Consider the following 24,502-nt stretch of genomic DNA (forward strand, 5'->3'; position numbering starts at 1 on the left):
TTACCTACAAAAAATAAAAAGTGTTCGCCGAAGTCATCATGAAACGCCTTTATCGACGGGCACATCTAGGCTATCTAACTCACATCCACAACGACTACAATACATGGCATCAATATCATGACCTGTCTTATGGCATTGATTACACGAGCGTAAATCTCGATGACGCCCTACTTCTTGGGATATCTCGGCGGTTAAAATCCCCGTTGGGATTGCAATAATCGAGTAACCAATCAGCATAGTAAAAGCCGCAATCGCCTGACCTAACCCAGTTTTCGGGGTAATGTCACCGTAACCGACTGTAGTAATAGTCACAATTGTCCAGTACACAGATTTAGGGATTGAACTGAAACCATTATCAGGCCCTTCAACCACATACATTACTGAACTCAGTACCATAACGATCAAACTGACCGAGAAGAAAAACAAAAAAACCTTACGACTCGACTGCATCATCGCCCTAAGCAGCACATTTCCTTCACTCAAATAACGCAGTAATTTGAGTACGCGGAAAATCCTAAACAGCCTAAGTATCCGGATGACTAAGGTAAAGTTAGCGCCAGGGATCAGCAACGCCAGATAACTTGGCAATACCGATAACAAATCCACTAAACCATAAAAGCTGCGAGCATATAACACAGGATGAGTCGCGCAGTACAAACGTAGGCCATATTCAATCGTAAAAATAATGGTGAATACCCATTCCAACACAGAAATAAGCTGGCCGTATTCGCGATGGAATATCTCTACTGTGTCGAGGAACACTAAGCCGACACTCAACACAATACACACCATGAGGGCGATATCAAAATAGCGGCCAGCGGGAGTATCAGTGCCAAAAATAATGGTACGTAATTGACGTTTTAACGGACTTTCGGATTCGATATTCTCAGACATAAAAGCTTTTACTTCCTTGCAACAAACTGACTAACACAGGGATTACAGCATAAATATGCCACGAGTCTGCCATGCAATTGCACCTAGCTCAAAATTATCTACTCACAGTAGGATAAAATTGCGGTATGATGCCGAAAAAAGCCAACAACCTGTGTTTATTTTCGAGGACTCCATGCGCGCCACCCTACTTTCCACATTGACATCTCTCACTGTGACTATCGCGGCTCTCGTTTCACCCGAATTACATGCCTCTGGCATGGGTAAAGTGGATCTGGTGGTGATCACTAAATCCGAATCCAGTATGGCTTTATTACGCGATGGCAAAGTGCTCAAACAATATCGCATCGCCATGGGTGACCTACCCGCTGGACACAAATTAAAGGAAGGCGATCAACGCACACCACAGGGGCGTTATACCCTAGATTATAAAAAGCCAGATAGTGCTTATTATAAATCGATCCATATTTCCTATCCTAATGAAGAGGATAAACTCAGAGCCAAAGCCTTAGGCATTAGACCCGGAGGCATGATCATGATCCACGGCCAAAACCCTAAGTCGTCACTGCCGCCAGAACAAGCTCAGCAATACAACTGGACTGACGGATGTATCGCGATTACCAACGCCGAAATGGATGAAGTGTGGAAAGTAGTCGATGAAGGAACGCCGATTGAGATTTGGCCTTAATCTTAGCCCGCTTCCTAATGGCAAAATGCCAAATAGATCATTGAACGATATCAAACACGCCCAGCTTAATGGGCGTTTTTATTTAACCATTAAAAGCATGATGTTAGTTGTAATAGTCTCAGTCATTTACTTAAGGGATAAAAACTAACGCCAATAGAAATGCCTTGGAGTATTTATGCCTAAATTCAACGAGCCTGTTGCGCCGCACAGTGCAAACCTCAGCTATGAGCAATTAATCCAAGGCTGGCCCGCCTTCGAAGCACAGGTTTTAGCCTTGCTTGAAACCTTAGACTTAGCAGATAAAGCACTGGTTTGCGACCATGTCGCGCTGCGCGTCAATTCCATCGCCAGCGCCAATGCCCTGTGCGACGCCTTTAGCCGCATAGGTAAAATCATTTCAGACAACATCATCAATGGCCGTACGATTCTGATCATCGAGCTAGACACGCCACTCACACTCGGTCAATTTAGCATTGCCTGCGTCGAGCTTCCCTATCCTAGTGATAAAGTTTATCCACTGGAAGGCTGGGAGCACATAGAATTAGTTATTGATTCTAAAGCCAAAGATTGCGATACCTTGAGCCAAGATTTACTGGTGTTATGTCCAACACTCCGCCCTTTACTCAACCTAGGACTGAGTCCATTGCCGCAATCTGAGCAGACAACTGAATCAGAGCAGTCAAGATTACCAGACTTGCCATCCCTTGCTGAGATTAAGGTCAAGATGAGCTCGCCCAAAGGCGATAAAGAACGTTTAGCCAATCCAACTATCGCCTTTAAACTCGGAAATGTGTGCATTAAAGTGCATCCCCATGGCATAAAAGCGGTCATCGCGAGCGAACAAGTATCTGAATGTTAAGTCAGACTTAAACTCAAGCAGATAAAACTGAGCTTAGATTATCATCGGCACTTGCCTTAGCTAAAGCCTACGACAGTACCTGAGTTAACATCTGAGTTGATGACAATTTAATCAGATTCAATATTCTCGTTATTTTTAGGTCAGTTTTTTGGTGGTTTTGTCAAAAATCGCCAAAATTAAATCTAAAAAACAGCATATTTAGCGTAACTTAGGACGTATAACTCGCAGATGCCATCAGGCACAAATTATCGTGTCCAGTAGATGGATGCTATGTGCAAACAGAGGATCGCCAATGAAGCCACACAAGAACGAAGCACAAATATTGAAGTTCGCCATGGAAATCGGCGTGGGCTATGCCAAAAAACGCGGATATGCAGACTTCGACAAAGGCATCTCACCCAAAGACAAAGTGGAATGTATTTACCGTTTATTGGTCACCGACAACTTGATTCAGCCACTGGCCAAAGATAAAGAAGATGGGCCAAACATGAAACACAAACTGATTTTATGGATCACCCGCCAACTGCCTGCTGATCATCCACTGTTGAAGTAATCTTTTTAGACGACTCGGTTAAAAATGATTATTGGCAAGCAGACATTTGAAGCTAGCCTAAAAAGAAGCCAACTCACTAAGTGTTCACGATAAGGATCACCATTAAATGGCGCATCATTGCGCCATTTAAGTGAGCCAGAGTTGAATATCGAACCTAGCCCTTTTTGGCCGCTTTGTTGGCTTTCTCATTCGCCAGCACTGTTGCCATTGGCGGCACTATGGTCGTAGGGTCGAGGCGCATTTGATACCAGTTCACTCGCCAATCTAAGTGTGGACCATTTGCACGGCCTGTTGCGCCCACCTCTGCAACAGCTTGGCCTTGCTTAACCGCTTCACCCGCGTTGACGTACAGCTTACTCAAGTGCAAAAAACTCGAACTCACGCCATAACCATGGTCGATCACCATAGTCCCGCCCGAATAAAACATGTCGGGAACAGACAGACTTATCACACCATCGGCAGGGGCGACCACGACAGTGCCGGTTTTCGCCGCCACATCCACCCCAAAGTGTGGATTACCGGGTACATCGTTATAAATACGTTGGCTACCATAAACCCCGGAAATACGCCCCGTCAGTGGCCAAATAAACGCCTGTAAAAATGCAGTTTGCTCACTAAATGTTGCCCGCGCCGCTTTCACCTGCGCCGTGTCTTTCGCCGCTCTTTCCTGCGCGACAGGATCAGGCTTCATAATCTTCGAGCTAATGCCCTTTACACTTTGAATATCGTACTCTCGCTTGGTTAAGGTTAAAGGCTTAACCTCAGTCAAACCATCGGGATAAACCAAGGTTAGCTGCTGGCTCAGTTCACCGTCGCGATCAAAACCAAAGGCAAAATGGCCGTCAGGCGTGACCTTGATGGCTTCACCATTTAAGCTAATCTGAGTGCCCGCAGGCGCTTGACCCCGCATTAATGCGCCTTGCTCTAACTTACCCTGTAAACTCACCTCAGCTTGTACCTGAGGCGCAATGAGCACTAGGCCCAAAGTGAATAATGCCGATAAGCAGCGCACTGGATTTGAACTTAGGGGGGCTCCACCGTGAGATAAAAATTGCGATACTTTATTTCTCAACATCTTATTATTTTCCAGCATCTTAGTTTCCAATATCCTAGTTTCCAACATCTTCAAAAAATCCTTATCGATGGGCAATAGGGATCAAGACCCACTAAATACATTCATCGCGACACAAAACGCAGCCGAATTCAATCAATGCCACGTTAACCTAACGCACCATAAAAATCGATTCTGCAAACCCACATCCCTGTCGTAATCTCAGTTCAGCCTATGCTCAAAACACACAAAAAAGCCCCGATAATCTACCGAGGCCTATTAAATCCGTGATTAAAAGGTGAATAGTTTAAGTCCATTCACTTATATCAGCTCGTAGTGCCTATCCCTTAACGACGATCGCGCCCTTGCCAACACCTTCAAACGCCACCACTTTAAACTGACTTCCTGGCACTTTAGCGACTAATGTCGTGGCAATATAATCGGCTAACAACTCAACCGTCGTGTCGTGGGGAATTAAATCACAGCATTCCTTTGGCATTGCCAATTGGAAATCCCCTTGGGGAGCTTGGTAATGAAAGCCATAGTGGCTGTCATCGGTTATCCGCGTTTGCGGCGAAAGATTAAGGGTCTTAACTGAAACCAAGTCCTCTTCACTGCCTAAATAAATATCGTGCCAACGTTTGGCCCAATACTCATCCCACTTAGCTGCTGGACTGCCATTTTCATAAACGTGAATAGGGCTACGATGTCCATGGGCGATACGCTGACAATTACCATCGTGTTTACGTAAACCATGGCTGTAATGGTAATAAGGCGTATCGAGGATTTCGTGTCTTAAGGTGAGCGTGATCCCTTCGACATTCTTAGGTAAAGCTTCGCGCAATGCTTTCTGTAAAAAGGCATTCACGCTGGGAATATCAATCTCTTCGGTCGGCACTAAGGCAAAGGCTTGTGAAGGACAGGCCAAATGAATTTCACCTAACTGACTATCAAAATCCATCCATACTCTATCGCCCTGCTGTTGCCATCGCACACTGCTGCAGGCCGTAGGCACTAATAAACGATGATCGGCCACCGCATCTATGGTCTGCTTAATCGTACGTTTGACTTTAGCAAAATCGAGTACCATGTTTTGCTCGTCTAATCCGCCCTCTAGCAGAACATCAACAATCCAACTCTCCCCCACCATGCCGCGCTTTGGGCACAAATAGGAAAAATCGATCACAGTTAAATCTTTGACAAACAATTGCATTAACGCTCCTCGGCAGAAAAACAGTCCGCCTATGTAATTTTATAGCACCGCTTGGCGATGGCCGAGCATGCTAACTTGAGGCACTCAACACGAGTTAACTCAACATGAATGGAGATTCTAATCAATTCCGTCTGTTGTCGCGACAAATGAATCCACTCGGCCCAATATTTTGTATCAGATGTGTGTATCAGGTACTCGAAAATCCAGCAATGCGACTCATTGCAACCATCAGGTACCGATAGGCAGAAAGCAACAATGCATCGACCTTGTCGATTAACAGATACAACCTTAACAGAAACATCACTCAACCTAGCAAAATAACAACGTAAAAACAGCGAATTAGATCGCAAAAGCTTAATCCGCAACAGCGATAGACCCAATCGAAACAAAGCATTATCACTCAGCATTATTAACCGCTAGCATCCCTGTTAAACCATACAAAAACCAAGGTTATACAGGGAGAAATAAGATGACCAAACTTACATCTATCGCCATTTTCATCGCAGGTATGTTAGCCAGTACCCATGCTATCAGTGCAGAACCCATCGAAGTCATTACAGCAGCCAAGATCACTGAGCCTGAAAAAGTTGAATTAGGTAAAATGCTGTTCTTCGAACCCAGACTGTCTAAATCTGGTTTTATCTCTTGTAACTCTTGCCATAATTTATCCACTGGTGGTGTCGATGCACTGCCAACGTCCATTGGTCACCATTGGCAGGAAGGCCCAATTAACTCGCCCACAGTGCTTAATGCCGACTTTATGCTGGCTCAATTTTGGGATGGTCGTGCCAGTGATTTGAAAGAACAAGCCGCGGGCCCTATCGCCAACCCAAAAGAGATGGGCTTTACCCATGAACTCGCAACTGAAACTATCGCCTCTATGCCCGCCTACCGAGCGCACTTCGCCAAGGTATATGGCGATGAAAAAGTTACAATTGACCGTTTAACCGATGCGATTGCCACCTTTGAAAAAACCTTAGTCACCCCTAATAGCCCCTTCGATCAATATCTTCTGGGCAAGCAAGATGCCATCAGCGCGAATGCCAAAGCGGGTTACCAACTCTTCAAGGATAAAGGTTGCGTGAGTTGCCATAACGGCCCCGCTGTCGGTGGAACCATGTATATGAAAATGGGACTCATCAAACCGTTCCACACCAATAACCCAGCAGAAGGTCGTAAGGGCGTCACAGGTAAAGAAGCTGATAAACATGTATTTAAAGTACCGACACTACGCAATATTGAGCTCACCTATCCCTACTTCCATGATGGCAGCGTCTGGACCTTGGAAGAAGCGGTGAATACCATGGCAGACATTCAATTAGGGCAAAAACTCTCTGACCAAGAAGTGAAAGAAATGGTTGCCTTCCTTGAGTCCTTAACGGGCGATCAGCCGCAAATCACGCTACCTATTTTGCCACCATCGAATAAAGATACGCCACGTCCAGTGCCATTTAGTTCCAATAACTAACATAGGCAACGAGTCACTGACTAAGAAGTACTCACTTGGAAACTGAGTCAGCGCGACTTAGCACAGCAAAAAGGCCGAGAGTAAACACTCTCGGCCTTTGGTTATTCTTTCGCTTAAAAAACGATGGATTAATTAAGTGCTATTCGCCTTTAAGACGACGATCAAGCTGATCTTTTAAGTTTGCTGGCACACCTTTGATTAAAATCGTGTCCGAGATGGGATCGTAAATCACCCGTTGGCCTAAGTGACCGCCGTCAAAACTTAACGTTACGCCACCACCCGTACCAGAAAACTTCTTCAATTGGCGCAGAGTTGATTTGTCGGCCGGAAACTCTTCATCAAGATCATAACTGCCGCCACGGGCAAAATCATAGAAGGAGTCCATGCCTTGATCGGCTAACTCATCGGCCAAGTCTTTAATCTCAATGTCAGCACCTTCATCGAAACGCTCACTACAGTATTCAAACACTTTATTGCGGCACTGCTGACGCTCGTCTTTCGTCAACTCACTGCTGGCAACAAAATCTTCAACCGCATTCATTAAGGTTTTGTTTTGCGCCTTAGTGTTGACGCCTTCTACGCAGCCCATAAAGTCGAGGAAAAAGTCAGCGACTTTACGTCCCGCACGGCCACGGATAAAGGAGATGTACTTGCGAGAATCCTTATCGGCTTGCCACTCAGTTAAGTCGATACGCGCTGCAAGTTGGATGTTATTTAAATCCAAATGGTTATTTTGCGATAGTTCCATATCGTCTAATACTGTCATTGACGACTTCGCACTTAATAAAGCCACAAACAAATAATCGCTGGTGATGCTGGTATAGCAAGACATCAACAGGAAACCGCCTTGACTGAAGTCGTATTTCGACAATTCTTCTTGCAGTAATTTACTGGCTTGACCGGAAAACTCCACAAACCCTAAATCGCCGCTACGGTATTGAGTTAGCGCATTGGCAAAAGCAGGATTCGCCTCACCGTCGTCACCATGGATACCAAAATAGCCAAAACCTTTACCGGCCTTTCCCGTATATGTCTGATGCAACTCGTCGAGCATCACCTCGACCGCCTGACCGTTCAGCAGAGGTTGAGGACGTAAACGGCAGCGTAATTGCCCCTGACTGTCCTGAGAAATCTCGTGAATAATTGCGTGTTCGATGTTAATACTCATAAGCCCTGATAGTGATACTGGGATAAATCCGCTATTATATGCCGCTAATCCATTCCAAAGTGAAACATTTTTTGATTATGGCAATCCAATCGAAATACTCAAACACCCAAGTTGAATCATTAATCGCCGAAATATTGGCTGTGTTAGAAAAGCATAAAGCACCGACTGACCTGAGCCTGATGGCATTGGGTAACTGCGTGACTAACCTGCTAGAACGTAAAGTGCCCAGCGAATCGCGCCAAGCCGTGGCCGAACAATTTGCAAAAGCACTCGCACAATCGGTTAAATCCCAGTAAGTTAACTGGGTAATAATCATCAAAAGAATATAAGATACAAGGCCTTTTAGGAATAAGCGGATCACTATGGTCGAGCGAAAAAAGCAAATGAGCCGCGATCGGGTTTCCCGGCTCATCAACTGGGGACATTGGTTCGCCTTCTTCAATGGCCTATTAGCCATGATAGTCGGCAGCCGATATCTTGGCAGCGTGGGTTATCCAGAAACTTGGTATGGCTGGGTTTATCTAAGCGTCAGCACTATTGGTCAGTTTAGCTTTCTCGCCTTTATCGCCTATTTGATCTGTCTGTTCCCACTGACCTTGATATTGCCTTATTCGAAGATATTAAGAGGCGTCGCGGCGGTGATCGCGACCCTAAGTCTCTGTATCTTATTGTACGATACTATTGTTTACGCCGATTACGGCATGCACTTGAGTCCCTTCGCCTTCGATTTGGCCTGGGCGGATCTCAATGCCCTGCTCCATGGCACTTCCTATATCGTCACGCCACTCGCCATTATTGCAATTGAGCTCACGGCAGCGAACTTTTTGTGGAAGCGAATAGAGAAAATCCAGAAGCTGAATTTAGGCAATAAAGTCATCACCTTAGTGGGTATCTGTTTTGTCAGTAGCCACTTGATCCACATTTGGGCCGATGCCGCCGATATCACTGAAATTACCCGTTTCGATGATACTTATCCTTTATCATACCCTGCGACTGCGCGCTCCTTTATGGAAAGTCACGGTATTGATGGCTCGTCACAAGGAGATGATGTCAATCACAATACCAGTGTACTCAATTATCCAGAGCAACCACTGACCTGCCAAGCTGACACTAAAATCAATGTGTTGATGATCACCATCGATAGTTTGCGTGCCGATATGGTCGATGGCAAAAGCATGCCATTCTTGCAGCAATACACTGAAAGTAACCAGTCTTTTACCCAGCATTTCAGCGGCGGCAACCAATTTAGAACCGGCATGTTTTCGCTACTCTACGGCCTGCAAGGCAGTTATGGCGATGCACGAATTTTTAATAGCACCAGTCCGCTAATGACCCGAAGCTTCCAGCAAGCGGGTTATGAACTGGGATTGTTCCTGCCAGAAACCAATCTTAATTTGCGTTCTTCACAGGCAATGTTTAATGACTTCAATCCTGTGATAGCTAAAGAAACCAATGGCAGCGCCGATGCCGACTTGCACACAGTGGCCAGTCTTAACGAGTGGCACAGCATCCAAAATAAACCTTGGTTTGCGCTCGTTAATTTAAAAGCGCCGGAAAATTTCGATACTCCCGTGGGTTTCCTTGGCATTGAAACAGTAAAAGCCAATCCCGACCTTATGCCTGCGCAAAAGGTGCTGTTTAATCAATATCGCCAATCACTGTATTTTGTCGATCAACAGCTTAAGGCAATGCTGGCCAATGTGCCCAAGGATACCTTAGTGATTATCACTGGGGTGAATGGCAAGATGTTCACCAGTAACAGTGACGAAGCGAATCGCAACCTGTCACCACAGAGTGTCAAAGTGCCCTTAGTGATCCACTGGCCTAATACGGGCGCGTCTAAGGTCAAATACCGCACCAGCCATTACGGCATAGCGCCGACTTTAATGACCCACGTGCTAGGTTGCACCAATAACACGACAGATTACAGCGCTGGCCGCAGCCTATTACAACCTGACAAAGAAACGTGGATCTATATAGGTGATAGCCGTATTTTTGCTATCTATCAAGAAGCAGAAGTGACAGTGATTGACCGCCACGGTAAATATCGTATTTACGATGAAAACTATGAACATAGGCTCAATAAAAAAATGAGCGCGCCTGAATTGATTGAAGTGATGCGTGAAGGTCGACGCTTCTATAACCACTGAGCTTCATCATCTTAGTTAAAAAAGCCCCATTCCTACAGGATTGGGGCTTTTTTATTCCCTGGCGACGGGATGAATACGAAATGCACGAAGCTTGGATTTAACTGCGTGGGTTGAAGGGCTGCGTGGCCAGTATCTTGAAGCTAGTCTCTTGTAGCTAGTCTCTTATGATGGACCTTACCTGCCACTAAAGCCAAAAGCCGCTATCTTTAGATAACGGCTTTTTAAGGCTTAGGCTTAGGCTTAAATCAAATCCACTCAAGTCACTCTACAATCAATCGGCTTTAACCGTAGAGTAGCGTGCTAACCAATGGGCGTAGGAAGCGGGTAATACCCAAGATGGGCGCTCAATTTTCAAGGTTTGCGCCGCTTGATACGGCCAATGTGGATTCGCTAAAAACGCTTTACCTATCATCACTAAATCCATTTGTTCATCTTCAATGGCCGCATTGGCTTGATGTGGATCATCCATACCCCAAGAAGTCGCAACGGGGAACCCCACTTCTTGACGAACCCGCGCTGCAATAGGCGCCAAAAATGCAGGACTCCATGGAATATTTGCCGTTGGGGTCGAGAAGCAAATGCTGACGTTCAGCATATCGAGCCCCGCTTGCTTAAATTGCTTCACCAAGGCTATCGATTCCGTCAGTGTTTCTTCATCTTTATGGTCGAATTCAATCACGCCAAATCGCGCCGTTAAGGGTAAATGCGATGGCCAAACGTCTCTTACCGCGGCAATGGTTTCTAACAAAAAGCGCCCCCGCCCTTCGGCACTGCCACCATATTGGTCGGTGCGTTGATTAGCATAGGTTGAAAAGAAACTTTGGGCTAAATAACCGTGGGCGAAATGCAGTTCTAACCATTCAAATCCTGCGGCTAAAGCACGCTTTGCTGCCGCCACAAAGTCGGCTTTAACCCGCTCAATGTCCTCAATCGTCATAGCGGTAGGCACTTTAGGTAAGTTTGCGCCAAATGCGACAGCTGATGGTGCAATCGGTTGCCAACCTCGCGCGTCATTATCGGCAATATGATCATCCCCTTCCCACGGGATATTGGCACTCGCTTTACGGCCTGCATGACCAATCTGAATGCTTGCAACAGCACCCGCATTTTTAATCGCACTAGCCACTTTTGCTAAGCCTTGGGCTTGTTCGTCATTCCATAACCCAAGGCATTTGGGGGTAATACGTCCTTCAGGAGAAACCGCTGTGGCTTCAACCACAACAAGACCCGCTCCGCCACGGGCAAGGCTAGTATAATGTACCTGATGCCAGTCGTTGATGAGTCCATCTGTGGCTTGGTATTGGCACATGGGTGCAACGGCAATACGGTTTTTGAGGGTGATGTCTTTAAGTTTGAAGGATGAAAATAGATCGGCCATGGTGTTTCCTGTGTCTATTAAGATCAAAAGGTATTTTAATACTGAATGACGACAGACTAGTCTTATCGTGCCATAATTAAAAGCACGTACAGATTATAGATTTGATAAATTTTACTTATGATAAATCCACAATGGTTACACACCTTTAGCGTTCTGGTCGAGAAAGGCAATTTCACCCGCACCGCCGAAGCCATAGGTATCACCCAAGCGGCCGTGAGTCAGCATATCAGTCGCTTAGAAGAAACCTACGGCACACTGTTTTTACGCCGCACCCGCCAGCTTGAAATCACTCCCATTGGGGAAAACCTGCTGACCTACGTCAAAGAAGTTGAATGCGCGCAGAAACGCCTACAACAGAAACTTATCCATGATGACGCCAATGCCGGTGATATTAGCCTTATCACTCCAGGTAGCATTGGTTTAACGCTTTTTCCATTATTAATCGAATTACAACAAGCCTTTCCGGCGTTAAGCATTCGCCACCGTTTTGCCCCTGACAGTGAGATAGTGGCCTCAGTGTTGGCCAATGAACATGAAATCGGCATGGTAACCTTAAAACCTTCCGATCCTCGTATTCACAGCACACATTTTACCGAAGAGCCGCTTGAACTTGTGGTACCTGCAAGCCATAAACAACATGAATGGGCTGATTTACAACGGCTAGGGTTTATCTCCCATCCCGATGGTGAGGCTATGGCGACTCGGCTGCTTAGCCGTAAATATCCAACTCACCCCGGCATTCAAGAGATCCCCTGCAAGGGATTTACCAACCAAATCAGCCTCATTCTCGAACCTGTCGCAAAAGGGCTAGGATTTACGGTTATCCCCCAATACGCCCGCAAAGCCTTTGAACGACAAGAAGATATCTATGTTGTGGAATGTGGCAGCCAAGTTGTAGACACCATTTGGCTTATCCACCGCGCGGAATGGCCCTTGTCACGCAGAGCCCAAAAAGCGATTACATTTTTAAAGGGGAAAATATAAAACCCCATTAAAAAATGGGGCTCGATACACACGTTACCACAGGAATAGTCAGCGTTAGCAACGGATACAGAAGACTCAGAGGCTATTGATTGATATCCAATTCATTATGGATCAATACCACGCACTGAGAAGCAAACAGCATCTTTGGCCCTAAGCTGATCTTTTGCGCGCCGAGTCGTTTCAAGGTATTAAAACTTTTCTTCGGCATAGGAATATGATCGGTCAGCAAAAAGCACGGATTACCCACAAATTCTTGCTCACGGATTGAAGTGCCCTTCTTATCCATCATAAACAATTGATAATCCACCGCGAGGTCCTGTACCAGCTTTTCAAAACTGATAGTGCTAACACTGATGCCCTCGTCAACAACACGGGTTTGCTCCTTCGTCATACCCCGAGAAATATCTAAGGCTTTGGCAATTTTAGTGAGCAAAGCTTGCTCGTGAAAACCACCAATATGGCAAATATTTCGAGTATCGAAGCAGATAGTGCGGGAAAAATCATGGGTACTTTCTAGCACCAAATAAACGACAACATCGTTTCGATGGGACTGAGCCACAAAGATAGTGTTCATCAGGGTATGAGCTAAAATCTCGGTATGCGCCTCTTGGCCGACAGAAGCCAAAAACAACTGACTGTCAGTAGGTGCTGATCTTGCTCGTAAAACAAACGCGCGCATAGGTAAATGTCCTACTCAATAATGTCTTAAATGCTAAATGGCGGATGCATATAATTTGTGAAATTGACGATTTCGCCTTGAAAATTTTTGCCTTTTGCCTTTTGCTGTGCCAAAGCCAGCCTAATCACTCGAACTTGAACCTTAGTCGCAAGCAGCGTTAATCATATGGGCAGCGAAAAGGTATAAAAAACAAAACCCGTATAGCAATGCTAACACGGGGTTTTGTTTTACTTAACTGCTGGTTATTTTAATGATTAAAACAAACTAACAAAAAGTATCTAATTTGATCGGTATGAGAAGATTCGAACCTCCACTCCCTGATACTCTATAACAGTGAACTGCTTAATCATAACCTGCTAAATTTAAACATAAATAATGTAATTTTGCACGTTTTAATTACCTCAAAAATTTATGTACAGTTACACGAAAATGCGATATCAAGGCTACAAGTACAACAAATTGAGCGTATTCAAACAAAATAACATCCCATTAGTTGTAATCAATATCGGATAACAACCAAAGGGATCTAGGGAATACCTAAAATCCCTGCATTTTCCCGATTCAGCAATGTGCTCTGACGCGGTGGCCATACATGCAGGAATCACTAAGCACGTCACCGTTCATATAGATAATTCCAGCATCAGGACAAATTAAGGGGCTCTAAACTTGTCTTAACAGGCCAAGAAAGGACGAATATTGTTCCTCCACGACCCGATGGCTGGCAAACCACGTGGCCGCCGTGAGCTTCAGCAATTGTCTTAACCACTGCGAGACCGAGTCCACTGCCACCACTTTTTCGAGAGCGAGACGGATCAACTCGGCGAAATGCCTCGAATATGTAGCTTGCGGCTTCATCAGGAATACCAGGGCCTTCATCTTCTACGGTTAGATAACAACTTGCTCCCACGCTGTAAAGTCTTACAGTCAAAGTGCCAGGATCAGCATGCTGGCGTGCATTTTCCAGCAGCGCCATCAGCGCCTGCCGTATTCGTATAGCATCACAGTAAACTTTAAGTCTTGTATCAAGTTCCTGCTTCAGTATGAGTCCCTTAGCGTCTAACACCGCAGCGAAAGTCTCAATCACCGCACTAAGTTCATCGGCTAAACAGACCTCATCCCGCTGTAACTCTAGATGTCCACTGTCATTGAGGCTCAGCACTCGTAAATCTTCGATCAGGTGATTAAGGCCTTCAACCTGGCGTAACAGTCCCTCGAAGAGCTCACTGCTGGGGCTAAAAACACCTTCCGCTAATCCCTGCAACCGACCACGCAGAATGGTGACTGGGGTACGGAGTTCGTGAGCGATTGCCGCGTTCCAAAACTCCCGTTCGCGAGTCATATACTCTAGGCGCTCGGCCATAGCATTAAAGTCACTCACCAGTTGCGCCGTCTCCCCCATCGCATGTTGGTCCATTCGCGCACGCGCGTTGAGCTTGCCTTGGGCGACTTCGCGTAGGCTATATGCCACAGAGTTAAGAGGAGTAAGAATGCGCCGTGACAGGCGAATGGCAACAAATAGCGCCATCCCCAATGCGGCTATGATAGTGCAAACTATCCATAGCATTTCCATCTGAGAAGGCATCCAGGTTTCAGATATACTGCCTGGCAGGTAGGCCACTGCAATGGCATAGAATACATAGGAGCCAAACACTGACAGGAAAATGATGCCTAATGTCATTACCGCTAGGGACTGGATAATTTGCCTGCGCAAACCCGGTGTTTGCCTCATACTTCACCACCAAAGCGATAGCCAACCCCCCAGACACTAAGCGGCACTCCTTGAATATCGAGGGCTTCAAGCTTTTTACGTAGCTTACTGATATGACTGTCTACAGTTCGTTCCTGAGTATCGCCCTCAGGCAAGCAATTAATTAACAGCTCCTCACGGCTAAAAGCACGTTTCGGTGTACGCATCAAGCAAGCGAGCAGTTTGAACTCGGTCAAGGTCAGATCCAGTGCCTGCTGCTGACCGTTACAGATTACGCTAGCCTCGTGGCTGTCTAAGTCGATTTGGAACTGGCCGACGCGCAACATTTGGGTATTTATAGGCGTGTTAGTGCGAGCGCGTCGTAGTACCGCCTGCACCCTAGCCACCACTTCGGCGGGATTGAATGGTTTAACCACGTAGTCGTCAGCACCGAGGCGTAACCCCATTAATTTATCGATATCCTGATCAAGCGCGGTGAGCATGATCACCGGCGTGTCACCACGGGAGCGAATTTCATTCAGTACATTCCAGCCATCGAGATTCGGCATCTGTACATCGAGCAGTAATAGATCGGGCTTAAATGCTTGGTGCATAGCTAGCGCTTGGATACCATCGATAGCATGTTGAGTTCGCAGCCCACTGCGCTGCAAATAAGCGATAAGGATATCGGCAATCTCTGCTTCATCCTCTGCAATTAACACCAGTGCCGAAGTCATAGAACTTACGGACGCATTGAGATTAGCCATGGATTGCCCCAACGTTAAAATGGCTGAACTTTATCATCCCCTCCATACATTCTCCACAATGTCTCGAATAATTCGCAATAGTGACCCGTCATAATTCAGCATTAGTTCTCTAGCGTTTGATAAAACGCCATTAGTGAGATCGCTGTACATTGAGGAGAGTGGGTTATGTACATCAAACAGCGGCACTTAAGCTTTGTGTTAGTTGTAGGAATTGCCGTGTTGGGATTGGTAGGTTGTGATTCAGCGGTACAAGATAAAGAGACAACTGCTCCGGTTCAAGTGTCAGTGATGACATTAAAAAATGAAGAACTATTGGTGACTAAAGATCTGCCCGGTCGTGTCGCTGCGGTTCGTAGCGCTGAGATCCGCGCGCAAATTAGCGGCATAGTGCAAGGTCGTCTATTCGAACAGGGCGCCGAGATAACATCTGGCACTGTGCTGTTTCAAATAAATCCAGCGCCATTTAAAGCGGATGTTGATATTGCTGCGGCAGCGTTACAGCGTGCCGAAGCTGTATGGGTTCGGGCTCGTCAAGAAGCCGAGCGCTTAGCCTCTTTGATACAAACCAAGGCCGTCAGCCAACAAATGCATGACGATGCTATTTCCCTGCGTGATCAGGCTGCCGCAGATGTAGCCCAAACCAAAGCGACGCTGGCACGGCGTCAGTTAGATCTACAGTTTGCCAGCGTAGAGGCACCCATCTCCGGACGTATAGATGAAGCATTAGTGAGTGAAGGTGCATTGGTCTCACCCACCGATGCCACACCCATGGCGAGGATCCAACAAATCAACCAAGTGTACGTTGATGTACGTCTTCCAGCATCAATGTTGGAAGCGATGCGTCAGCTGGCAAGCTCAGGGCTCCCAGAGTTGGCTGTTAAGATCCTAAGCAGTGGTGGCGAGCCTCTTGGCATGCAAGGGCATATCTTATTTTCAGGTATTCAGGTAGATGCAGGTACTGGCGATGTACTGCTGCGCGTACTGGTAGATAACCCGCAGCATCGTCTGTTGCCCGGTCTCTTTGTAAAAGCTCGCATTCCACAAGCTTACTATCCTACGGCTCTGAACGTGCCTCAGCAGGCAGTGACTCGCAAGGCTGGTCAATCACAAGTGTGGGTGCTTGATGGGCAAGCTAAAGTGCAACCTGTGGCCGTTAAGGTCGATGAATTGGTGGCAAGTCGCTATCACGTAGTATCCGGCCTAACCGCTGGTCAGCAGATAGTTGTTGAAGGCATCGAACGCCTAAGCCCAACTGCGCAGGTCGTCGCGCGCCCTTGGCAACCTACTATTGCTAATCAGCAACTTAGCGCTGTCGTGCGCTAAATTTGGAGAAGTCGCCATGCCGCAGTTTTTCATCAACCGCCCAGTATTTGCTTGGGTGATAGCCTTATTTATCGTACTGATTGGCGTCATCGCCATTCCACAGTTACCCATATCCCGCTACCCATCAGTGGCACCCGTGTCGGTGAGCATTTATGCCGCTTATCCAGGAGCCACGCCACAGACACTTAATGACTCTGTAGTAAGCCTTGTCGAGCGCGAATTGTCAGGAGTGAAGAACTTACTCTACTTCGAATCATCAGTTGACAGCTCGGGCAGTGCACAAATAACCGCCACATTCAAGCCGGGCACTGATGCGGAACTAGCCCAAGTTGATGTGCAAAATCGTATTAAGGTTGTCGAACCACGCCTACCTCAAGTTGTACGGCAGAGCGGTCTGCAGGTTGAGTCGGCCGCTTCAAGCTTTTTGATGATGATTGGTATGACATCTCCAAACGGCCAATTCGACGAAATCGCGCTAAACGACTATTTAGCACGCAATATTGTCGAGGAGCTGCGCCGAATCGACGGTGTTGGTCGCGTGCAATTATTCGGTGCCGAGCAGGCTATGCGCGTCTGGGTCGACCCGAATAAACTCACCGCCTATGGCCTGACAATGAACGACCTTGCTACAGCTATCGAGCAGCAGAACGCACAAATAGCCCCAGGGCGACTCGGTGATGAACCTGTCTTACAGGGACAACGACTGACGGTTCCCCTAACAGTGCAAGGACAACTCAGCACACCCGAGGAGTTCTCTGCTATCGTCCTACGTGCCGGTACCGATGGCGCAAAATTGGTGCTCGCAGATGTGGCTCGGGTCGAGCTGGGCGCTCAGTCCTATGGTTTTTCTAACCGTGAGAATGGTGTGGCGGCGACCAGTGCTGCTATCCAGCTCTCGCCAGGAGCCAACGCTGTACGCACAGCTTCTGCGGTACGTGAACGTCTAGCCGAACTGGCGCTGAGTATGCCTGCTGGCATGAACTACTCAGTGCCATTCGATACCGCCCCCTTCGTCAAAGTGTCTATCGAAAAAGTAATCTATACCCTGTTTGAAGCTATGGCGCTGGTATTTATGGTGATGTTCCTGTTCCTGCAGAACCTGCGCTACACACTTATACCAGCTATCGTCGCGCCCATAGCACTACTCGGTACCTTCGCGGTGATATTACTTGCAGGCTTCTCAATCAACTCGCTGACCATGTTCGGCATGGTGCTGGCCATTGGCATTATTGTTGACGATGCTATTGTGGTGGTGGAAAACGTTGAGCGACTGATGGCTACCCAAGGACTGTCGCCGCGGGAGGCAACCTCACAGGCGATGAAGGAAATTACTGGCGCGGTGATCGGTATCACGCTAGTGCTGACCGCAGTATTCATCCCCATGGCCTTCGGTAGCGGCTCAGTGGGAGTGATCTATCAACAGTTCACTTTGTCGATGGCGGTGTCTATTCTGTTTTCGGCCTTCCTCGCACTGACCCTAACGCCAGCACTATGCGCCACGCTACTGCGCCCAGTTAGTGCTGATCACCATCAAAAAGGCGGTTTCTTCGGAGCCTTCAACCGTGGATTTGAACAACTCACCGCAGGCTATAGTGCACGCGTAGCACGATTGGTTGGACGCAGTGGACGTATGATGGCGGCATTTGCCGTACTCTGCGCAGTGCTGATCCTCGCTGCAGGGCAATTGCCGTCGTCCTTTCTACCAGAAGAGGATCAAGGCTATTTCATGACCTCCATCCAATTACCCACAGGCGCTACCAGCGAGCGCACGCTGGATGTGGTCAAAGCCTACGAGGCGCACGTCGCATCGCGCCCAACGCTGGATGCAAATATGGTAGTGCTGGGCTTTAGCTTTGCAGGCTCCGGCCCCAATGCAGCCATGGCCTTCACTATGCTCAAAGATTGGGATCAGCGTAATGGTGCTACGGCTGCCGAAGAAGCGGCACTGGCGCAGCAAGCTATGGCTGATAACGTCGAAGGCACAGTGATGACCATGATGCCGCCAGCCATTGACGAGCTGGGCACATCCTCAGGTTTCACTCTGTTCCTGCAGGATAGATCCAATCGGGGCGAGGCTGCATTGATAGCTGCACAGGCACAATTGCTGGCACTGGCTGTGCAGAGCGAGGTGGTCAGCGATGTCTACCCAGATGGCCTGCCGCCCGGTGAGAGCATTAGCCTGAATATCAATCGGTCAAAAGCCGAGGCTATGGGTCTGTCCTTCGCCGCGGTCAGCAGCACACTTTCGGCGGCCATGGGATCACTGTATGTCAATGATTTCCCAAATAATGGACGTATGCAGCAGGTCATACTGCAGGCCGACGCTACGGCACGAATGCAATTGGACGACGTGCTCAGCCTGCGCGTGCGTAATTCAAGTGGTGGCATGGTGCCTCTACGGGAAGTTGTGACGGCTGAATGGAAAGAGTCGCCACAGCAAATGATGCGCTTTCAGGGCTTCCCGGCTATGCGTATTTCCGGGGGCGCGGCAGCAGGCGTTTCCAGCGGCGCAGCGATGACCGAGATGGAACGCTTAGTGGCGCAGTTGCCACAAGGGTTCGCAGTAGCGTGGACGGGGGCATCATTGCAAGAGCGCCAATCGGCGGCGCAGGCACCGTTGCTAATGTTGCTGTCAGCTCTGGTAGTATTTCTGGTACTCGCTGCGTTGTACGAAAGCTGGTCGATCCCACTTTCGGTGATGTTGGTCGTGCCGCTGGGTCTGCTGGGCGCGGTAACGGCAGTAATATTGCGTGATATGCCTAACGATGTGTTCTTCAAGGTGGGAATGATCACCATCATCGGTCTATCGGCAAAAAATGCTATCCTCATCGTCGAGTTCGCCCGCCAATTGCATGCCGAGGGCCATACGCTGATAGATGCTGCAGTGACCGCTGCACGCTTGCGTCTGCGTCCAATTTTGATGACCTCATTGGCATTTACTCTCGGAGTAGTACCCTTAATGCTTGCGAGCGGCGCCAGCGCCGAAACTCAGCATGCAATCGGTACTGGCGTATTCGGTGGCATGCTCAGTGGCACCTTGCTGGCAATATTCTTCGTACCGGCGTTTTTTGTCTTTGTCATCGGCACACAAGAGCGCTTGAGTGCCTGGCTTGCGCGGCATAATACTGCCAAATAGCCTCACCCGCTTTGATGCTCTGTAGGAAAGTCTACCAACACAATCCTATTGAGCATTAAAGCTGATCAATATATGTGTAATAATTTTAAACGCTGGAAATGTAGGTTCAGTGATAGTAATCGTTACTGCGTATCCGGCTTAAGGTTCCGACGTTCAAATCTGTAATTGGTTCTCTAAGAAGTGGTGCAATGCTGGACTCGCCTACAGTGTATTATTCGATTCATGGAAAGAGTAAGTACATTTCGCCAATATTCCCGCGCTATTTAAAAAGATGAAGCCATCGAAAAGTGAGCAAAATCCCTGATATCTAATGCTGCCGACAAATAAAAAAGAGAGGCTACATTAGCCTCTCAAAAATAGCAGGGGAGCACTTTAACTCAAGCAATAATTTTATTGCTAATATTTACGATGAATAAAACTTGAGATGTTGTGAGAGACAATAACGAGTCTCTCACTGATTTAGCGTTACTTTGTATTTAGAGCATGTTTAGCAGCATTTGTCCCTGCGATTTTACCAAAAATCACAGTATCAGCGACAGCGTTACCACCCAGTCGATTATACCCATGAACACCACCAGTCACCTCTCCCGCCGCAAATAAACCTTTGAGCGGTTGGCTTTGTATATCGAGTACTTCAGCTTTAGTGTCAATGGCAACTCCCCCCATAGTATGATGGATGCCAGGAGCAACTTTTACGGCATAATAAGGAGATTTTTCTATTGATAGCGGCATCTGCTCACGGTTAAATGCCTCATCTTTACCCTGTTTGAAATAATGGTTGTAGTTTGTGATAGTTTTGTCTAAAACACTTGGGGTCATTCCTGTTATTTTTGCAAGCTCTGCAACAGTATTGGCCTTTTCAAGCATTTCTAAATGATCATACCCCTGAACCATTTTAGCTTTTTTATATAATTCATTATCAAATACTAGCCAAGCATATTGTTCAGGCTGTTTTAGAATGGCATCGGAGGCTTTATCTCGAGTCGTTAATTCATTGATAAAGCGATTGCCTTCTTTATTAACCATTATGGCCCCGACACCTCGAACCGTTTCTGAAATTAATATACGGCTATCTTTTCCTACTGTTGGATGTGTCTGGATCCAATCAATATCAGTCATACTTGCACCGACTGCTTTAGCAAGTTCAATACCATCCCCAGTTGAAGTGATATTATTTGAACTTGTCATGCCTTTAAATGTAGGGCGATAAAAAGCAATCATTTCTTTGTTAAACCCATAACCACCTGTGGCTAAAACAACCGACTTAGCTGCAACCATATAGTGACCAGAGTGCTTACCGTGGATGACAACACCCACAATTTTTTGTTCATCATCAACAACCAATTTAACAACTTTGGAGTTGAGTCTTGTATCAACCCCTTCTTTATCCGATGCTTTTCTTAGTACATCAATAATATGTGGACCAACACTTAAACCACCAGATGGACGATGTGTTCTATCGACTCTAGCGCCGCCAGAGCGTTTTAAATCATCCATATTGGCGCCCAAAGATTCTAACCATTTAATGCCATCAGCCGATTGCTCCGCTAATATTTGTACCAATTTAGGGTCGTTAGCATATCGACCGCCTTTCATTGTATCTTCGACATACCATTCGATTTTATCATCGACTTTATGATCTTTTTGCTGAACTGTACCCACAGCATTATACCCGCCTGCGGCGAGCATAGAGTTACCACCACTAAATGGTGCTTTATCAAGCAATATAACGTTAGCCCCCGCCTTTTTAGCTGCAATCGCAGCATTAAACCCAGCACTACCGGCTCCAACAACAATCACATCCGTTGTTTCTTTAGGACCTGCAGCTATCGCTTTATTTATTGCTTCATTATCCCAACCTTTGTCCCACGGTTCTTTGGATTTTGCTTTATTAAAAGGCATGTCGAGCCCTTTAAATGAATGACATTCATTACAATATAATTTTGGTTGTTCATGTCCTTTATGACAAGACGTACAATTAATATCACCTAAGTGTGAAGAATGTGGGTCAATTTCTAGTTTGGGATTTGCTAGTTTTCCATAATCACCATGACAGGATTTACATTGTTTATTTTCAAATGTCTCGCTATCGCTCACTTTATTGGGTGCTGTATGGCAGGTTTTACAACCATTAACATCTTTATGGAATGATGCTAAATCATTTTTATTATCAGCAGCCCATGATGACGCCGTTAAAATCGAACAGACAATAATACTCAAGTATTTTATCTTCATGCAATTCTCCAGTTTTTATTTTGGTAAGATTTGGCGTGATGATAGTTTCTTAATTTTTTTAAATAGTGACATTGAGCAATAAATTAAAATTGTTAAATATAACTTAACACACTTTAAGTTATGCTTAACTCGATATTTTTGTTGATTAGATGTGATCTAAAGCGGAGATGTGTTTGCTTAAATCTCTAATATGGCATTGCTTTTACATTCTAAAAAGGTGATGTCGATGAAAAACACTAAATATATTGGTTTTAGTTTTATTTTAATTTGTTCAACTCCAGCTTTATCTGAGCCACTAGATTTTTATGGAAGACTGTGGCTTGGTGTGGCCAATTCAAGTAATGGTCTTTCTGGTAACGAAAAAGTTGATGGATTTTCCCTTGAAAATTATGCATCATATTTAGGAGTTAAAGGTGAGTATAGTGTATATGATAATTTTAGCTTGTTATATAAATTTGAAGCAGGGATAGAAAGCTTTGATAACGATGATTCTAATATTTTCAAACCGAGAAACTCATACTTAGGTTTTAAAACTAACTATGGTTCAGCTGTTTTCGGAAGAAATGATACCGTTTTTAAAAGTGCTGAAGGTAAAGTGGATTTATTTAATATTACCTCAAGCGATATGAATATGATCATTGCAGGTAACGATAGATTAGGCGATTCGATAACATTAAATAGCGCTAAGGTCGCTGGTGTTACTATGGGTATCAGTTATGTTTTTGATAAGGATTTTAATCAAAAAAATCCAGAACTTTCTGATAAACAAAACAATTATGCAATTAGTTTTTCCCTAGGCGATGCAGCACTTAAAAAGAATAGTCACTATATTTCAATAGCCTATGCTGATGGATTGAACCAGTTAGAGGCAACAAGACTGGTGGGTGGTGTTGCTATTTCATCCGTAAAATTGGGGGCTATGTACCAGCGCTCTGAGTCAAGTATTTATGATAATATTAAAGGTAACTCCTACCTGTTAAGTATGGTTGTTCCTATTAATAAATATGATATAAAATTTCAATATTTAAAAGATGATGCTGGGCTGGGTAAAGTGACAAAAAATGCCGGAGCAGATCTAAAAACACTAAAAGAGAGTGATGCAAGTCAATATTCAGTAGGCGTTGATTTTAAGGCTCAAAAGGATTTAAATTTTGGGGTAGGTATTTCCTATTTTGATGGTGACTATACTGACGTCAAAGGACATACTGAGTTTGATGACACTCTCATTTTTGTATCTACAAGATATCTATTTTAACCTCTATAGATAAAGCGGCTAAATAGCCGCTTTATAAAAATCAGATATTTATCATGTTAATTATTTATCGTTTTAAACTATTATACTGCTAGTATAACTGACTTTCCCCTCGCGGAGCATTTGATGCGGATAACATTAAGACAATTGATGATCTTTAAAGCCATACATTCTGAGAGGCAGATCTCAAAAGCGGCAAAAGTACTTCATATGTCAACGCCTGCTGTAAGTATGGCACTTAAAGAATTAGAAAGTTCTTTAGGCTGCAGATTATTTGAGCGAGTGGCGGGAGGTTTGGTTGTAAATGCGCATGGAGAAATAATATTACCTTATGCTAATGAAATGCTATCCAAGGGAAAAGAGTTAGAAAATATATTTTCATTCCCTGAACATGGCATTAAGGGGACGTTAACCATTGGGAGCAGTAAGACTGCTGGTAACTATGTATTATCTAAAAAAATTCCATTATTTAAGAACCAATATCCCGATGTAAAAATAAAACTAGTCATTGATAATAGTTTAGTTATTGAAAAAATGGTTTCAGAAAAAGAACTAGACTTAGGCTTTATTGATGCTAAACCCGCGAGTAAAAATCTCATTTGTGAGCATTGGTTACAAGATAATCTTTGCATTGTGAGTGGCGTAACTCATCCTGCTGCAAATGGTTTAAATACAAAATCTTGGCTTAGTGAACAATTGTGGATATTCGACCATGAATCATCGTTCTCTCGAATTCGTGCAATTCAGTTATTAAAAAGCTTAAATATCCACGTTCGTGATGAAATCTGCATGTCAACCATTGGCTCTATTAAAAGGGCAATTGGAACAGGTATAGGTTTGAGTGTATTACCCCTATTAGCGATTGACGCTGAATTAGCAAGAAAAGACCTTATTTTATTACCTGTGGATGGATGGGATTATAAACGAACTTATTGGTCAATTCAGCGTGAAGGAGAAGAATTATCTGCATTAAGCATGAGTTTCCTAGCCTTTAGTAAGCTACTGTAAAATATAACAATG

Annotated in this window: 20 protein-coding genes; 11 read left to right on the plus strand and 9 right to left on the minus strand. The window is 45.5% G+C overall.

Translation table 11 applies throughout. The annotated features are described in order from the left end of the window. Positions 1–36: 36 nt before the first annotated feature. Entirely contained in the window at positions 37–894 is an 858-nt protein-coding gene (locus L5M49_RS03255) for an ion transporter (protein WP_028759691.1), read from the minus strand. 172 nt (positions 895–1,066) lie between these two features. On the opposite strand from L5M49_RS03255, the gene L5M49_RS03260 reads away from it, so the two are divergent. The 3 genes from L5M49_RS03260 to L5M49_RS03270 all read left to right on the plus strand — a co-directional run bounded on the left by L5M49_RS03260 (position 1,067) and on the right by L5M49_RS03270 (position 2,991). Next, positions 1,067–1,579, plus strand: coding sequence for a murein L,D-transpeptidase family protein (locus tag L5M49_RS03260; RefSeq protein ID WP_028759690.1), 513 nt, complete (start codon positions 1,067–1,069; stop codon positions 1,577–1,579). A 175-nt stretch (positions 1,580–1,754) separates the two neighbouring features. Then, the gene (locus L5M49_RS03265) at positions 1,755–2,438 is read left to right on the plus strand and encodes a VOC family protein (protein WP_263265435.1); all 684 of its coding nucleotides are present in this window, start codon (positions 1,755–1,757) and stop codon (positions 2,436–2,438) included. Positions 2,439–2,730: 292 nt separating this feature from the next. Next, positions 2,731–2,991, plus strand: coding sequence for a DUF5062 family protein (locus L5M49_RS03270; protein WP_006081993.1), 261 nt, complete (start codon positions 2,731–2,733; stop codon positions 2,989–2,991). 154 nt (positions 2,992–3,145) lie between these two features. Here L5M49_RS03270 and L5M49_RS03275 read toward each other — a convergent pair whose 3' ends face one another. Further along, positions 3,146–4,084 (minus strand): M23 family metallopeptidase, encoded by a 939-nt coding sequence (locus tag L5M49_RS03275; protein WP_375539958.1) that lies wholly within the window; start codon positions 4,082–4,084, stop codon positions 3,146–3,148. A 298-nt stretch (positions 4,085–4,382) separates the two neighbouring features. Beyond that, positions 4,383–5,255, minus strand: coding sequence for a 6-carboxytetrahydropterin synthase (locus L5M49_RS03280; protein WP_105252704.1), 873 nt, complete (start codon positions 5,253–5,255; stop codon positions 4,383–4,385). Positions 5,256–5,724: 469 nt separating this feature from the next. Here L5M49_RS03280 and L5M49_RS03285 point away from each other — a divergent pair, with 469 nt between their 5' ends. After that, on the plus strand, positions 5,725–6,723 hold the full coding sequence (locus L5M49_RS03285; RefSeq protein ID WP_263265436.1) for a cytochrome-c peroxidase: 999 nt from the start codon (positions 5,725–5,727) through the stop codon (positions 6,721–6,723). 139 nt (positions 6,724–6,862) lie between these two features. Here L5M49_RS03285 and yejK read toward each other — a convergent pair whose 3' ends face one another. Continuing rightward, positions 6,863–7,891 (minus strand): nucleoid-associated protein YejK, encoded by a 1,029-nt coding sequence (gene yejK, locus L5M49_RS03290; protein ID WP_063884045.1) that lies wholly within the window; start codon positions 7,889–7,891, stop codon positions 6,863–6,865. A gap of 77 nt (positions 7,892–7,968) precedes the next feature. Here yejK and L5M49_RS03295 point away from each other — a divergent pair, with 77 nt between their 5' ends. Both L5M49_RS03295 and L5M49_RS03300 read left to right on the plus strand, forming a co-directional pair. Beyond that, on the plus strand, positions 7,969–8,187 hold the full coding sequence (locus L5M49_RS03295; RefSeq protein ID WP_011847036.1) for a YejL family protein: 219 nt from the start codon (positions 7,969–7,971) through the stop codon (positions 8,185–8,187). 66 nt (positions 8,188–8,253) lie between these two features. Beyond that, entirely contained in the window at positions 8,254–10,041 is a 1,788-nt protein-coding gene (locus L5M49_RS03300; protein WP_263265437.1) for a DUF3413 domain-containing protein, read from the plus strand. A gap of 271 nt (positions 10,042–10,312) precedes the next feature. Here the strand turns inward: L5M49_RS03300 and L5M49_RS03305 are convergent, their stop codons facing one another. Further along, complete coding sequence (locus L5M49_RS03305; RefSeq protein ID WP_263265438.1) at positions 10,313–11,419, minus strand: NADH:flavin oxidoreductase/NADH oxidase; 1,107 nt, start codon at positions 11,417–11,419, stop codon at positions 10,313–10,315. A gap of 117 nt (positions 11,420–11,536) precedes the next feature. Here L5M49_RS03305 and L5M49_RS03310 point away from each other — a divergent pair, with 117 nt between their 5' ends. Further along, on the plus strand, positions 11,537–12,403 hold the full coding sequence (locus L5M49_RS03310; RefSeq protein WP_173496815.1) for a LysR family transcriptional regulator: 867 nt from the start codon (positions 11,537–11,539) through the stop codon (positions 12,401–12,403). Positions 12,404–12,485: 82 nt separating this feature from the next. On the opposite strand, the gene trmY is transcribed toward L5M49_RS03310, so the two are convergent. The 3 genes from trmY to L5M49_RS03325 all read right to left on the minus strand — a co-directional run bounded on the left by trmY (position 12,486) and on the right by L5M49_RS03325 (position 15,536). Beyond that, the gene (gene trmY, locus L5M49_RS03315; protein WP_028759682.1) at positions 12,486–13,082 is read right to left on the minus strand and encodes a tRNA (pseudouridine(54)-N(1))-methyltransferase TrmY; all 597 of its coding nucleotides are present in this window, start codon (positions 13,080–13,082) and stop codon (positions 12,486–12,488) included. A gap of 640 nt (positions 13,083–13,722) precedes the next feature. Beyond that, positions 13,723–14,811, minus strand: coding sequence for an ATP-binding protein (locus L5M49_RS03320; protein ID WP_263265439.1), 1,089 nt, complete (start codon positions 14,809–14,811; stop codon positions 13,723–13,725). Continuing rightward, a complete protein-coding gene (locus L5M49_RS03325; RefSeq protein WP_131523299.1) occupies positions 14,808–15,536 on the minus strand; it encodes a response regulator in 729 nt (242 codons plus the stop codon). Before L5M49_RS03325 ends, L5M49_RS03320 begins: the two co-directional genes overlap by 4 nt. A gap of 165 nt (positions 15,537–15,701) precedes the next feature. Between L5M49_RS03325 and L5M49_RS03330 the strand changes: the two genes are divergently transcribed. After that, positions 15,702–16,859: an efflux RND transporter periplasmic adaptor subunit gene (locus L5M49_RS03330; RefSeq protein ID WP_263265440.1), complete on the plus strand. Its 1,158-nt coding sequence runs from the start codon at positions 15,702–15,704 to the stop codon at positions 16,857–16,859. A gap of 16 nt (positions 16,860–16,875) precedes the next feature. Then, positions 16,876–19,995 (plus strand): multidrug efflux RND transporter permease subunit, encoded by a 3,120-nt coding sequence (locus tag L5M49_RS03335; RefSeq protein WP_263265441.1) that lies wholly within the window; start codon positions 16,876–16,878, stop codon positions 19,993–19,995. 465 nt (positions 19,996–20,460) lie between these two features. On the opposite strand, the gene L5M49_RS03340 is transcribed toward L5M49_RS03335, so the two are convergent. Beyond that, a complete protein-coding gene (locus L5M49_RS03340) occupies positions 20,461–22,230 on the minus strand; it encodes a flavocytochrome c (RefSeq protein WP_173496814.1) in 1,770 nt (589 codons plus the stop codon). A 226-nt stretch (positions 22,231–22,456) separates the two neighbouring features. Between L5M49_RS03340 and L5M49_RS03345 the strand changes: the two genes are divergently transcribed. Together L5M49_RS03345 and L5M49_RS03350 are read left to right on the plus strand one after the other, a co-directional pair. Continuing rightward, a complete protein-coding gene (locus L5M49_RS03345) occupies positions 22,457–23,485 on the plus strand; it encodes a porin (protein ID WP_263265442.1) in 1,029 nt (342 codons plus the stop codon). Positions 23,486–23,608: 123 nt separating this feature from the next. Continuing rightward, positions 23,609–24,490 carry a LysR family transcriptional regulator gene (locus tag L5M49_RS03350; RefSeq protein ID WP_028759678.1) on the plus strand — a complete coding sequence of 294 codons (882 nt, stop codon included), beginning with the start codon at positions 23,609–23,611 and terminating at the stop codon, positions 24,488–24,490. The last annotated feature ends 12 nt before the right edge of the window (positions 24,491–24,502 follow it).

Origin of the sequence: Shewanella sp. SM74 (genome assembly GCF_025653725.1) — a bacterium.
In the GTDB taxonomy this organism is placed as follows: domain Bacteria; phylum Pseudomonadota; class Gammaproteobacteria; order Enterobacterales; family Shewanellaceae; genus Shewanella; species Shewanella oncorhynchi.